At 40.8% G+C, this 14,686-nt stretch carries 12 protein-coding genes; 1 reads left to right on the top strand and 11 read right to left on the bottom strand.

The features are described 5' to 3' along the window. Positions 1 to 29: 29 nt before the first annotated feature. The 11 genes from PR795_RS09370 to PR795_RS09420 form a co-directional block, all read right to left on the bottom strand. Entirely contained in the window at positions 30 to 560 is a 531-nt protein-coding gene (locus PR795_RS09370; RefSeq protein ID WP_006659623.1) for a fimbrial protein, read from the bottom strand. Between the two features lie 516 nt (positions 561 to 1,076). Next, positions 1,077 to 1,349, bottom strand: coding sequence for a helix-turn-helix domain-containing protein (locus tag PR795_RS09375; protein WP_006659621.1), 273 nt, complete (start codon positions 1,347 to 1,349; stop codon positions 1,077 to 1,079). 71 nt (positions 1,350 to 1,420) lie between these two features. Continuing rightward, complete coding sequence (locus tag PR795_RS09380) at positions 1,421 to 1,930, bottom strand: fimbrial protein (protein WP_006659620.1); 510 nt, start codon at positions 1,928 to 1,930, stop codon at positions 1,421 to 1,423. Positions 1,931 to 1,935: 5 nt separating this feature from the next. Further along, a complete protein-coding gene (locus PR795_RS09385; RefSeq protein ID WP_036959653.1) occupies positions 1,936 to 2,937 on the bottom strand; it encodes a fimbrial protein in 1,002 nt (333 codons plus the stop codon). 11 nt (positions 2,938 to 2,948) lie between these two features. Further along, positions 2,949 to 5,384 (bottom strand): fimbria/pilus outer membrane usher protein, encoded by a 2,436-nt coding sequence (locus PR795_RS09390; RefSeq protein ID WP_228075561.1) that lies wholly within the window; start codon positions 5,382 to 5,384, stop codon positions 2,949 to 2,951. Positions 5,385 to 5,492: 108 nt separating this feature from the next. Continuing rightward, positions 5,493 to 6,161: a fimbrial biogenesis chaperone gene (locus tag PR795_RS09395; protein ID WP_036977865.1), complete on the bottom strand. Its 669-nt coding sequence runs from the start codon at positions 6,159 to 6,161 to the stop codon at positions 5,493 to 5,495. A gap of 47 nt (positions 6,162 to 6,208) precedes the next feature. Further along, positions 6,209 to 6,733, bottom strand: a complete 525-nt coding sequence (locus PR795_RS09400) for a fimbrial protein (RefSeq protein WP_272516817.1) — start codon at positions 6,731 to 6,733, stop codon at positions 6,209 to 6,211. A 303-nt stretch (positions 6,734 to 7,036) separates the two neighbouring features. Beyond that, positions 7,037 to 8,485, bottom strand: coding sequence for a nitrogen regulation protein NR(I) (gene glnG, locus PR795_RS09405; RefSeq protein ID WP_181480492.1), 1,449 nt, complete (start codon positions 8,483 to 8,485; stop codon positions 7,037 to 7,039). Positions 8,486 to 8,494: 9 nt separating this feature from the next. Beyond that, complete coding sequence (gene glnL, locus PR795_RS09410) at positions 8,495 to 9,544, bottom strand: nitrogen regulation protein NR(II) (protein WP_006659613.1); 1,050 nt, start codon at positions 9,542 to 9,544, stop codon at positions 8,495 to 8,497. 164 nt (positions 9,545 to 9,708) lie between these two features. Then, positions 9,709 to 11,118, bottom strand: coding sequence for a glutamate--ammonia ligase (gene glnA, locus PR795_RS09415; RefSeq protein WP_006659612.1), 1,410 nt, complete (start codon positions 11,116 to 11,118; stop codon positions 9,709 to 9,711). A 354-nt stretch (positions 11,119 to 11,472) separates the two neighbouring features. Further along, the gene (locus PR795_RS09420) at positions 11,473 to 12,303 is read right to left on the bottom strand and encodes a helix-turn-helix transcriptional regulator (RefSeq protein ID WP_230082135.1); all 831 of its coding nucleotides are present in this window, start codon (positions 12,301 to 12,303) and stop codon (positions 11,473 to 11,475) included. A gap of 425 nt (positions 12,304 to 12,728) precedes the next feature. On the opposite strand from PR795_RS09420, the gene typA reads away from it, so the two are divergent. Then, a complete protein-coding gene (gene typA / locus PR795_RS09425; protein WP_181480493.1) occupies positions 12,729 to 14,552 on the top strand; it encodes a ribosome-dependent GTPase TypA in 1,824 nt (607 codons plus the stop codon). Positions 14,553 to 14,686 lie beyond the last annotated feature (134 nt).

The raw sequence follows: 14,686 nt of genomic DNA on the forward strand, positions 1-14,686 counted from the left end.
CTTAATTCCATTTAAACCTTAATCACTAATTAATTATAGTTAATTGTAAATGTTGCATTTGCATTCGCTAAACCCACATCAACGCTGTCGGTTTGAGCAATATAACGAGCTCTAAAATCTAAATTGTTTTCAACACCATCTTTTAAAGGATAAGCTTTAGATGCAGTAAATAGAGGAATAACGGTATTTACATCATCGGTAATTTGAATACCAACACCTTTAGCAACACCAGATTGACCCGCATCTTTAAGTTCAATAACAGAGTCATCTCCTGGGTAAGAGGTTGCATCAAATTTTACGGATGCTGATGTCACAGTTGTTGGGCAATTAATTAATTTAATAGTAAATTTTGTTGCAGCAGCTGTGCTTCCAGCACTTGGTAATGCTTTCTTAGATACTTTACCTAAGTTCACTTTTAATGCGTCAGAGCCAGCGGCTAATTCACAAGCTTGATCAGTGATTTCACCCGTGAAATCAATTGTTCCATCTGCGGCTAATGCACTATTTACAGCAAAAATAGAAGACGCAGCAATTAACGATGCCAGTAAATTTTTTTTCATTTATTTTCTCCGAGAGATATTTTATTTGAAGAATTGAGGTTCATTAAAATAATGAATTACCCAATTGACGGGTATTTTGACTTTTATTTTAACATTAAACAAGTTTTTGGTTTTTTAGATTTAATTGATTGTTTAATTTGTTTTGTTCTATTTTTATCTTTTAAATCACGGTAGGAGTTGGATTTTATAATAGTTTGTATTTATAAATGTGGGTGTTTTTAAATGATACTTAAAATGAATATTTAAAATAAATATTTAATTTCATTATTTACATATTGCTAATGGTTAATTAAGGAGATACACCGTATGAGGGGGATGGATGAATTAATGTTTCATTTTTTTTTCTAATGGTGGCTGGGAGTGTCGTAAAATAATAATCTAAATTATACTTGATTGTTATTCGATATGATTTAAATAAAATCTTGATGTGTTTGTTTATCTCATTTCAATAATCTGAATAAGATGTTTTATTAATGCGGGGCAACTCTGAATTTATTGTTTTAAAAAATAATCAGATTATGAGCCTGATTTTTTTTGTACATACGCCCTGATTGTTTTCTTTTCTTTCTCAGTAAAAATGAAAAAGGTTACCATGTTAATCTCGAAATAGTTGGCATACTGCTTTAATTTATCAATCGGGATTCGAGATTGCCCCTTTTCATAATGAGCTTGTTGTATTTCATCAATACCAATTGCATTTGCAACTTCCTGCAAAGATAATATTTTTCGCTCTCTAAGAAACTTTATTTTATGTCCAATGATTTCGGATATTGGGTATTTATCATGCATTTTGCACCTCTCAATTAATGTAAATGACAGTGATCGTTTTTTATGGGATACACTGTATGTAAAAAAATGGACTAGTTATAAGTGAAGGTAAACTCCACATGACTACGAAAAGTACCGGCTGTCATACCATTGTTTAAACCAGCAACACGGGCTGAAAAAGGAATCTGTACGCTGTGAGTTTGTTGGTTGATTGGCGTAGTGATTTGGGTTCCATTTTTCACTTGAGTGTGGCTATTTCCAGTGGTGAGATCTAATGCCACATGAGTGGCTGTACCACGGTTAATAAAATAGGTTGGATTTGTCGGGTCTGGCGTACCGGTTAGCGTCATGATTGATTGACGGGAGCTGGTTGGGCAATTTTTCAAACTGACATTAAAGTTAACCCATGGCGATCGTAAGTTATCTCTTATATTGGCAATATTGATGGTTTTTAGATCGATAATATAGTCAGTTTGTTCAATCTGGCAGGGTGACGCTTTAATTGAGCCATTAAAATAGAGCGCAATATTATTGGCGCTATATGCGTAGTGGCATACTACATATGCACTACCAATCAATAATTTTTGAAGACTATTCATCATATTGCCTATTCATACTGAATATTGACCATCGCGCTGGAGTTAGCTGTACCCGGAGTGATGGTGGTCGCGGTTTGAATATAGCGAGCTTTCCAATTAAAAATATAATCTCCAGCAGGGACATTATTTTGCAGGCTATTGCGGAAATTGAGTCGAATAGGGCTATTATTTTTATCTAATAGTTGAATCGCAATGCCAGTTGCTTGCCCAGTACCTTCCAGTTTCAATTTTCCTGTTGATTCATCCTGATAACCTGCATTGCTCGTTATTGTTGCTTTTATATTAGTGCCAGGTTTACAGGTCAATACGATAGGAATGCTCACCGAAGGGCTAGTGCTGCCTACACCACCGAACTGAGTTGTGTCCCAATCGCCCATATCAATATTATACGATGAGCTTTTTAAGGAACAACTTAGTACATTGATTTTTATGGAGTTACTAGGCATATTTAATGTGGTTAGATACCACGTTGAATTGGTAGGGCGGGTGTTCGTTTGGTAGAGGTATGCGACATTACCGGCAGTGAGCGAACCGGATTGTGTCACTTGACCTGTTTTCTTTATAATAATATCCCAATTGGTATGAGAAATTCTAAATCCTGGAATGCCACCCGCTGGCGGCAAGTATGTCTCATTAAACCAACCTGAGCCTGATACTGGCGCCGCAGTGCGGACCGAGATGCTGATCCCCGGTAGGTTAGATGGTGCTATGCGATTTGAATTTGGCGCCCAAGGGCTCAAAAAGCGGCCATACATATAAGTCGCTCCACAATCATTTGCTCCTGTGGCAGGCGTATCTAAATATGCGCCTCCACCGCCATAGGGTATTGTGATAGTTTCAAGATCTCGTGTAGATAGATCATCATATGACACGTTATAAGTCCGCGATGGCACATAGGATATTAAATTCACGAAACGTGGATTTTGTAGACAGGCAGCTTGCATTGTCGGAATGAAGCAGAACAAGAGTAAAATACGGCTTAAACTTTGTTGTAATGTACAAGTGATCATATGGCTCCTCTCTACTGGCATATAGCGGTCGTTTTATATAGACCAAGATAGTTTGGTAACCCAGCTAAATTGTAGGTCACATGGCAGAGTGGTTGATTGTTCCATTGAATATCAAAACTGCCTTGTTCACTCAACCCGGAGACATACACCTTTCCATTGTTATCAACAATGCTGTTCACCATTTTTTCATTTTGAAAAATAACTTGAGCGCCATAAGGTACGGGTTCACCATTGGGTCGAGTCAACGTTATGAAAGCGCGATACCCTAGATTGGCACGAAACTCAGCTTTAACTAAGGCTCCTCGGCTTGGCGTGACTGTTTTGCTCGTGAGATCGACCTCTGTATTTTCAGGTAGCGTAGATACATCAACGGCTACCGTATTTTTACGATAGGGGGAAACATAAGGCACTAATGCATATCCTTGAGCGTTAGTGCTAATACCTGAATTATTTAATATATCGATGTTAGAAGCCTGAGGGATCTCGACTAACACTGCCGTTTCTCCTAATGGTTGTCCAAAGACTAGCCCATCAGCATGCCCGACGACACTGCCATTTATGCCATAATAAACCGTGTAATTATCTCGACTGTATCCGCTCCCTCCTGTGATGACACCGGATTGACCTTTATAGGTTGCATTGATGTTTCCAGCATTTTGGCGCCCATGTTTGATGAACTCTTGTTGGGCACTCCAGCTTAAACGATTATTAAGCTGTGAAGCTGAGATACCAATCGTGCTTGAACTTGTATTGTGATTATTTGAAGTGGTGTTCATATTGATATAAGCCGTATCGTCGAAAAACGTAAATGGAATACTGACTGACAAGGCAAATAAATGATTAGTTTGACCTGATTGGCTATCATTAGATGAATGATATTTAAACGTATTTTTATCGAATGTGTAATTCATGCTGTAATTGATCGCATTCCAATTATTGTTATAGCTTATATTGGCTGATTGTGTTCGACGCTGGCTGTTCCAATAATCTTCATTTACGTAACCAACTGAAATTGATCCATAGTGTTGCCATAAGTTTTGGCTAATGGTTGTTTCTGCACGGTTACGCCGACGTTCAATTTGAGGGATAAAATCGGTATTACGATAGTTGTCGAAAACTTCAGATAAACTGAAATAGTGACTGGTTGAGTACCGATATCCTGCCAGTGCAATATTGGTGCCTGTCATATTCAAGTTTTTGTTATAACGAAATCGATAAGATTGACCTTGATGATGAGAATGATCACTGAGTGTTGAATTGGCTATCGTAATATCTGCAGAAATTGCCCCCAAATCACCTAAATTTTTACCCAATCCAAGGGCTTGAGATTGATAGTCAGCGCTATGTTGTAAGCCACCATAGAGCGTCATGTCATAAGGCAGCCCATAACTAGCTGAAATTTGGTTAAATTTCGTTTTATCAATATGAGAGTCATAGGCACGGTATTGCCCGCCAGTTACACTGTAAAATAGGTAGCCTTCTCGTTGTAAAATAGGGAGTGAAGCGAAGGGAACGATTTGATGCTGCTCACTTCCATCAGATTCTTTAATCGTAATATAAAGGTCACCGCTACTGCCTGTTGGGTAGAGATCATTGATTTCAAATGGACCTGCGGCCACATTGGTTTGATAAATAATATAGCCATTTTGGCGAATGGTTATCTGCGCATGACTACGAGCTATACCTCGAACTGTCGGCGCATAGCCTCGTAAGCTTTCTGGATACATATCATCATCGGTGGAAAGCTGAATACCACGGAATGGCACACTGTCAAAAACCATGGAAGGAGAAACACCGTCTCCAAGAATAAGTTGACTTTTGAGACTGTTAATATTTCGAGATGCATAGGTGTAGACCGTATCCCATTGATGAGTATCATCATTATTTATCCAGGTTGAATAATTGCGTAGCCGCCACGCACCTAAATTGATACCAGGACGTAAATTGGCATAACTTGTTGATGTATTTCCACTGCGGTGTGTTCTGCTGTTATTTTTTGAACTGCTATAGCTGTAATTAAGCAGTGCAGAATTGATTCCGTTATCGATGTCTGTAAGGTCAATTGAGCCTCGAGGATGATCGACCAAGGCAATTTGAGGAATACTTAAATATAAGCGCTGATGATTAAAATCAAATTCACTATGGGCATCGGGTATCGCCGATAAATAGGAACATGTTTCTTTACTCTGTTGTAAATCTGGAAATTGTGCAGTTTTAACGCCGAACTCTGTCAGTTCATGCGTTGTTAGGCAAGGGATTAGCTTATTTTGAGCATTAGGGATAAATTGTACTTTTTTTGCGGTTATAAATTGTTGATTTAGATAAATATAAACAAAATAAGTCCCTGCTAATTGTTCATTGCTGTCAAATTGTGAAAGGTCAATCGATTGACCCTCGGGCAAATTTAAAAAGCTGGTTTCGAAGTACATTTCATCAGAAGGGTACATTGGCTTTTCACTTTGGTCATTTCCTTTGGCATAGGCGTTTGTCAAATTGAATAGACATACCACTGGAAACCAATAACTTTTCATAAGCATCTCCAGCATTATAAAAGGCTATATCTTTTTCTGAGTACGTTCTGTCGTTGCTCCAAAGTCATTAATTAATTCCCATTGAACAATCCCGTGGTTTGGAGATGAATTGACGGTAAATGAGTTGGATGAAAAAGGTGCTACATAGCTGACATCATTCACTTGTTCGTCATTAAATATGACCTGTTGAAAATTAATATAATAAGGAGTTGGATTTTTAACGGTCAATTGGCTACCTGATTTTGACCAGATAATTTTTTTTTGTAACTCGTTAAAATTAGCTTCTTTTAACTTAGTAGGACGATAGATGAGTTTCATTTTCGTTCTGAAGGCAAGTTGTAAAGAGTTTTCTTTATGCTTTACAGCAGGAATTGTTTTTATATTTAACCAGAATAAAGACTCTTTATTATTCGATAATGTATTATCGGTTAAAAATATTCTTAATGTATTATTGCTCTCGCCATTAAGTTTAAATAAAGGTGGTGTTATTGAGAAAATTTCTTGTGGCTTACTTTCACTAGTATCTACCCAAGACTGTACTAAATAAGGAATGTCATCAGGGTTATTCAAGTTAATGGTGGCATCTTTTATTCCTTCATTGTAAATAACGCGAGTACCTCCGATAATGACTCCCGCATGACTTATATCGATGATTAAAAATAACAATATAAAGCAGGAAAGTATTGTTCTCATTTTATTATCCTTTCGTAATAATAATCGCTATTTTTTGATTAGGTAAATTAGTTATAAACAATTAAGAAGGTCGCCGCGCCATTTGCTGGGCCGGGGGTGACAGGGCTTGCTTTTGCAATATAATTTGCTATGAAATTCAATGGATTATCAACATTTGGCAATAATGTATAGCTGTTCGAAGGCGTTAATAATGTAATAATAGCATTGGACTTGTCTGTTAATTGAATGCCTACTCCAGTTGCAACGCCAGTATCTGCTTTTAGTGCTAAAACTGTATTATCACCAGGATAGGGTATTGCATCAAAGAGTACGGATGCTCGTGTTACCGTAACAGGACAATTAATGAGTGTAATGGTAAACAATACGGGTGTTGATTTGCTACCCACATTGGGTAAATTTGCCTTTGGAATACTTCCTAAAGGAACTTGTATATTCTTTGAGTCGGTTTTTACTTCACATGCTTGATCTATAATTTCACCAATGAATTCAATATTACCATCTACAGATACAGCGGACTGGCTTGAAAACAATAATATTATGGAAAATAGTGATTTGAATGTGTTTCTATTCATAGGGGATCTCCAAAATAATCGATGAGCTTTTCATGCTCTATTATAATTTTAGATTATTTTTAAGATATTTCCTTTATTATTGTTTTGTTCTTAAAGATAAATGTGTATTTATCTCTATTTCTTTTCTTTATATGATTGCTTTTGTTTTTATTATCCTTTATTAATTGGTTTTTCTTTTCTTTTGGAGTTATTGATAATTATATTTAGACAATCTAATGCTGAAGTTTATTTATTATATCGGGTAATTTGTTTATTACCCGATGTTCATTATTAGATCATTGCTATTTTTTTCATTAAGTAAAGTTATTTCTCTATACCTAATTCTTTTAATTTTCTCGTTAAGGTATTTCTCCCCCAGCCTAATAAACGCGCTGCTTCTTGTTTATGTCCACCGGTATATTTAAGGGCGCAATTGAGCATCGTTTTTTCTAGTAATGGCATGGCATCATTAAACAGATCTTGCTGACCAGCGTGTAACGCGAGATCGGTCCATTTCTCTAAGAGATCACACCATGTGATATTAGGATCGACTGCGTTAGTGGATAATGAATGTGGATCTTTAGCCACTTTGGTGGATTCTTGTTTACCAAACAGATCGCTTGGTAAATCTTGTGGCAGCACTTCTTGGCTCGCTGCCATGACGGTTAACCACCGACAGACATTCTCCAATTGACGCACGTTACCGGACCAAGGATAGCGCTGTAAAAGCTTAATGCTGTCAGGGTGGAGAACTTTGCTTTCAACGCCCAATTCTTTGGCGGTATTTTGTAAAAAATAATGGGCGAGACGAGGAATATCTTCAACACGTTCGCGCAATGGCGGTAATTGCACTCGGATGACATTCAATCGATGGAATAAGTCTTCTCGGAATAATCCTTCTTCCACGCGTTTTTCCAAATTCTGGTGAGTGGCTGCAATAATACGGACATCGACTTTGACGGGGGTATAGCCACCAATTCGGTAAAATTGCCCTTCAGCCAGTACCCGCAATAAGCGCGTTTGTACATCAAGTGGCATATCACCGATTTCATCAAGAAATAATGAACCTCGATTTGCTTGCTCAAAGCGTCCTTGGCGAACTTGGGATGCCCCAGTAAAGGCCCCTTTTTCATGTCCAAATAGCTCAGATTCGATTAAATCTTTTGGAATCGCAGCCATATTTAACGCGATAAATGGCTCATTGGCACGTGGGCTATGTTGATGAAGTGCATGGGCAACCAGTTCTTTACCTGTACCAGATTCACCATTAATTAGTACGCTAATGGACGAGCGCGAAAGACGACCAATAATTCGATAGACTTCCTGCATAGCGGGAGCTTCGCCGATCATTGTTGACGAAACGATAGCCGCTTGTGGTTTGTCTCCAGCGGTATTGTTTTGTTCACGGCTATGGTTAAGTGCGCGTTCGACGAGTGCGACAGTTTCATCGATATCAAAGGGTTTAGGCAGATAGTCGAATGCTCCAGACTGGTAAGCATTAACCGCGGCATCTAAATCCGAATGTGCCGTCATAATGATAATGGGCAGTAAAGGGTGTGACTGCTTCAACTGAGTGAGTAAGGCAAGCCCATCCATATCAGGCATACGAATATCGGAGAGCAACACGTCAGGGCGATCATTATTGAGGGCATCAAGCACGGCATTTGCGCTATCAAAACAGGTGCAATCCAGCTCAGCGCTATTCAGTGCTCGCTCAAGCACCCAGCGGATTGAACTGTCATCATCAACAACCCAGATTTTTCCCTTTTGCATGGCTATCTCCTATTTTTTGATGGGTAGATAAATAGAAAACTCGGTGTGACCCGGCCAACTGGTGAACTCAATTTTCCCCGCATGTTGGTCCACTAAACTGCGGGCGATAGATAACCCCAATCCGGTGCCATCTGGGCGACCGCTAACCATTGGATAAAATAGGGTATCTTGGATGGCAAGCGGAATGCCCTGTCCATTATCTTCAATATCAATCCGAGCCGCGAGTCTATAGCGCTCGCCTTGTAGCATGACCTGAAATGCCGTACGCGTGCGCAGGGTAATATTACCACCTGTTTCACCAAGGGCTTGTAAAGCATTGCGGGTGATATTGAGTAGCACTTGTTCTATTTGGTCAGGGTAATATTCAAGATCAGGCAGGCTGGGATCATAATCACGGATTAAGGTGACATTATTGGGTTTTTCTAACGCAACTAGGCGCACCACATTTTCGACACTATGATGGATACTCTGCTCAGTTTTAGGTCCGGGGTATTGTGGACCTAGCAGCCTATCTACCAACGCGCGTAAGCGGTCAGCTTGTTCAATGATCACTTGGGTATATTCGTTTAGCTGCGGGTCGGGCAGCGCCTTAGACAATAATTGTGCTGCACCACGTAATCCCCCTAGTGGGTTTTTGATCTCATGGGCAAGTCCTCGAATCAACTCACGAGCGGCAAGTTGTTGGGCATTTTGCGCTAACTCTTGGCTAAGGCGTCGCTGGCTATCTAATTGGGAAAGCTCAACGAGGATAAATTGTTCTGATAGCGGCTGGGCACTCAGAGACATCATATGAGAATGGTTATTTAGTACTAACGTGACTTCGTTTTCTGTAAAGCTGTGACCGGTTTTTAAGCTGCTAAGCATCTGTTCATCATTTAATGAACAATAATTAAAGAGTAAAGGGAGTGGGGTGCCATACAACTTACGTGGGCTTTGCGCCAAAATCTGTAAAGCGGCGTGATTGGCATAATGAATGACTAAATCATAATCCAGCACCAATACGCTGTTGATTAAGGAATCGAGGAGATGTTCGGGGACAGGTAAATGCTCGGCTTTCATGTAATATTGCTCCTGCACTATTTTGGTGCATTATACGTTATTTACTGATTAACCGATACGTCGAAGCCAATATTTGCAGTTTATCACTCAGTGCAGAGAAAAGGCCCCATCAAAAGATGGGGCAAGTGCTTCACGGCAACAAAGACTATCAGTGGAACGGCGTGTTACGCACTGTAGTACATTTCAAATTCGAGTGGGTGTGGTGCCATACGAACACGTTGGATATCGGCACGCAGTAATTCGATGTAAGCGTCGATAGCATCGTCAGTAAATACACCACCACGAGTTAAGAACTCACGGTTTTTATCCAGTTCAGCCAGCGCTTCTTCTAAAGAGCCCGCAACCGTTGGGATTTCTTTCGCTTCTTCTGGCGGTAAATCGTACAGGTTTTTGTCCATTGCATCGCCAGGGTGGATCTTGTTGATGATGCCATCAAGACCAGCCATTAACTGTGCAGCAAACGCTAAGTATGGGTTAGCCGCCGGGTCTGGGAAACGCACTTCAATACGACGCGCTTTCGTGCTAGCAACGACTGGAATACGAATAGATGCGGAGCGGTTACGTGCTGAGTAAGCTAACATAACTGGCGCTTCAAAGCCTGGGACTAAACGTTTGTAGGAGTTAGTCGTCGGGTTGGTAAAGGCGTTCAGTGCGCGAGCGTGTTTGATGATACCGCCGATGTAGTACAGCGCCATCTCAGATAATCCGCCGTATTTGTCGCCTGCAAACAGGTTCACACCATCTTTAGATAAAGACATGTGGCAGTGCATACCGGAGCCGTTATCACCGACTAATGGTTTTGGCATAAAGGTAGCGGTTTTGCCGTATGCATGGGCAACGTTGTGTACAACGTATTTGTAAATTTGAGTCTCATCCGCTTTTTTCGTCATCGTATTAAAGCGAGTTGCAACTTCGTTTTGACCTGCGGTTGCTACTTCATGGTGGTGAGCTTCAACGACTAAGCCCATATCTTCCATTGTTGTACACATAGCAGAACGTAAATCTTGTGATGAATCAACCGGTGGTACTGGGAAGTAGCCGCCTTTTACGCCAGGACGGTGACCTTTGTTACCGCCTTCGTATTTAGTACCTGTATTCCATGCCGCTTCGATATCATCGATATGATAGTAGCTGCTGTGCATGCTATTGCCGAAACGAATGTCATCGAACACGAAAAATTCAGGTTCTGGTCCAAATAACACTACATCTGCAATCCCGCTAGAACGTAGGAAGTCTTCAGCGCGTTTAGAGATTGAGCGAGGGTCGCGATCGTAGCCTTGCATAGTGCCCGGCTCTAAAATATCGCAACGGATGATTAAGGTGTTATCTGCGTAGAATGGGTCTAACACTGCGGTAGATGCGTCTGGCATTAATACCATGTCAGATTCGTTGATGCCTTTCCAGCCACCGATGGATGAACCATCAAACATTTGACCTTCTTCAAAGAAGTCTTCGTCAACTTGATGAGCAGGGATAGTGACGTGTTGCTCTTTACCTTTGGTATCGGTAAAACGCAGATCAATAAATCTAACATTGTGCTCTTCGATTAACGATAAAACATGTTTAGCGGACATTCTCGGCTCTCCTGGTCGGGTCTAATCAACCCACGCAGCGTTTAAGATGTGCATGGGTTGGTTTATCTGGCTTCGCAAGATGAATGATTATTTCATTAACAACATCGCAAGCTCTCTATGGATGGTATAAGCGAAAAGCGTGCCAACTTTTGAAATCATAGTAAAAGTGGATTATGACGAAAGGATGGCAACGTTGAGGCTAAAAAATAGTCTATCATTGCGCTGCATTGGTGCAAGTAAAAGATTTTTTGCACCAATTAGGTGCATTTTGGCAGTGGGTGTTAAAACACGCACCGCGCAGCGCCATTAATAGGCACAACGCGGCGGATTGTGGTAACAATATAAAGTTCAGAGCTACTCGTCATTACTGTCAGTTAAGATCGCATTAACTTCTTCAATCTGTTTGACGGCATCATTAATGATAGTGGCAATTTGGTGAGTTTGTTCTTCATTTAGTTGCTTGAGTACCATTTTGTGGCGCAATAAGGCTTTAAAGCGGCTAACTGCCATTTCGATATCTTCCGATAAATTACTGCCTTGCTGTAGTTCACGTGCTTTGGCTAATTTACGGGCGATAACCGTTTCAGTTTCCTTATTCTGAGCGAGATGTTCAGCCCCTTCAGGTGTAATAGAGAAACTTTTGCGATTACGTTCCACAATCTGTGATTCCAAAAAGCCTTGTTCTTCTAATAGCGTTAATGTTGGATAAATGACGCCCGGGCTTGGTACATATAAGCCATTGGATGCTTCTTGGATGTCTTTAATGATTTCATAGCCATAGCTAGGTTTTTTTGCCACTAAAGAGAGCACCATAATATGCAGATCCCCGTGGTCAAACAGGCGACGTAAGCCTTTACCGCGTCCACGACCGTGACGACCTTCGCCGTGGCAGCCTTCACCGCGTCCATGACTGTGACGACCTTCACCATGACAGCCTTCACCGCGTCCACGACCATGACGACCTTCACCATGGCAGCCTTCACCGCGTCCACGACCATGACGACCTTCACCATGGCAGCCTTCACCGCGTTCATGACCGCGACGACCTTCACCATGGCAACATTCACTATGGTCATGACCATGATGATGTTCTTGGCGCTCTTCATTGTGGCAGCAGCCACCGTGTCCTCGTTGATGTTCATCATGATGTGAGGAATAAACATGACGGCATTGATGTATTCTCATAGGAACCTCTGTTATTATTTCGATATATCTAAATTATTTGATAGGTTCACTTTATTCCGATATATCTAAACTGTCAAATTAGATATATCGGAATAATAAAAAATGCATTTAAAATAGTGATAGGCGAAGAAAGTTTATTTTTTATTCTTTTTTTCGGCTGCTAATATTTCCTTTTTAGCGTATTATCCTGCCACTTTGTGATTTCCTAGTGCTGATAATTGCTATTTTTTTAAGCATTTTTGCACGACGACGCAACTGAATGTTTTTTAGCTAAAAACTTTTTTAATAGTGATGGCTTTCACATTTATTCCACTTGTGTGGAAAAACGTGTAAAATAACAGCAAATTAAAGTAGAAAGTATGCTTTGAGCTATATAACGACTCAATAAGCATATTCCTTTCCTGTCAATGAAACGGTAAAAATCCTTGTCAATTCAAAACTTAAGAAACATCGCCATCATCGCTCACGTTGACCATGGCAAGACAACACTGGTTGGTAAATTACTGCAACAGTCCGGTACTTTCGGTGAACGTGAAACTGTTGATGAGCGTGTTATGGACTCCAATGACTTGGAGAAAGAGCGTGGTATTACAATCCTTGCTAAAAACACCGCTATCCAATGGAATGGTTATCACATCAATATCGTAGACACCCCAGGTCACGCCGATTTTGGTGGTGAAGTTGAACGTGTTATGTCTATGGTTGACTGCGTTCTGCTGGTTGTTGATGCGATGGACGGTCCGATGCCGCAAACTCGCTTCGTAACGCAAAAAGCGTTCGACCACGGTTTACGTCCAATTGTTGTTATCAACAAAGTTGACCGCCCAGGCGCACGTCCTGATTGGGTTGTTGACCAAGTATTCGACTTATTCGTGAACTTAGGTGCAACGGATGAGCAATTAGATTTCCCTATCGTTTATGCATCTGCATTAAACGGTATCGCAGGTCTTGACCATACAGATATGGCAGAAGACATGACTCCACTGTACGAAGCTATCGTGGAACACGTTGAGCCACCAAAAGTTGATCTGGAAGGTCCATTCCAGATGCAAGTTTCTCAGTTAGATTACAACAGCTACTTAGGTGTTATCGGTATCGGTCGCATCAAACGCGGTATTGTTAAACCTAACCAACAAGTGACTGTTATCGATAGCGAAGGTAAAACTCGCAACGGTAAAATTGGTAAAGTTCTGACTCACTTAGGTTTAGAGCGTATTGATTCACAACAAGCAGAAGCGGGTGACATTGTTGCTCTGACTGGTTTAGGTGAACTGAACATCTCTGATACTATCTGCCAAGTGGGCAACGTTGAAGCACTGCCTGCGTTGGCGGTTGATGAGCCGACTGTTAGCATGTTCTATTGTGTTAACACCTCTCCATTCTGTGGTAAAGAAGGTAAGTTCGTGACTTCACGACAAATTCTTGACCGTCTGAATAAAGAACTGGTTCATAACGTTGCACTGCGTGTTGAAGAAACTCAAGATCCAGACGCATTCCGCGTTTCTGGTCGTGGTGAGCTGCACTTATCTGTTCTGATTGAAAACATGCGTCGTGAAGGCTTCGAATTAGCCGTTTCTCGTCCAAAAGTTATCATTCGTGAAATTGATGGTCGTAAACAAGAGCCATTCGAACAAGTGACTTTGGATGTTGAAGAACAAAACCAAGGCGACGTGATGAAAGCGTTAGGTGAGCGTAAAGGTGACCTGCGTGACATGATGCCAGACGGTAAAGGTCGTGTACGTTTAGACTACATCATTCCTAGCCGTGGCCTGATTGGCTTCCGTACTGAATTTATGACAATGACTTCAGGTACTGGCTTACTGTACTCTACATTCAGCCATTATGACGATGTTCGCCCAGGCGAAATCGGTGGTCGTCAAAACGGTGTTCTGATCTCTAACGGTCAAGGTAAAGCAGTTGCATACGCACTGTACAGCTTGCAAGATCGTGGTAAGTTATTCTTAGGTCACGGAGCTGAAGTGTATGAAGGCCAAATCATTGGTATTCACTCACGTTCTAATGACCTGACTGTTAACTGCTTAACCGGTAAAAAACTGACTAACATGCGTGCGTCAGGTACCGATGAAGCAACAACACTGTCACCACCGATCAAAATGACTCTGGAACAAGCTCTTGAGTTTATCGATGATGATGAATTAGTTGAAGTAACTCCACTGTCAATTCGTCTGCGTAAGCGTCACTTGACTGAGAACGATCGCCGTCGTGCAAGCCGTTCTAAAGATGACTAATCATTAGTCTTTGAGTTAAATAGAAAGGCGCTGTAGAAATACAGCGCTTTTTTTATGCATAAAAATCGTGCAGAAGAGCGCCTCAGTAATATTGCGGAATAAAATTCGTTGATAAGCAGCAACGTAATCCAATT

The organism is Providencia sp. PROV209, assembly GCF_028479485.1.
GTDB lineage: Bacteria > Pseudomonadota > Gammaproteobacteria > Enterobacterales > Enterobacteriaceae > Providencia > Providencia alcalifaciens.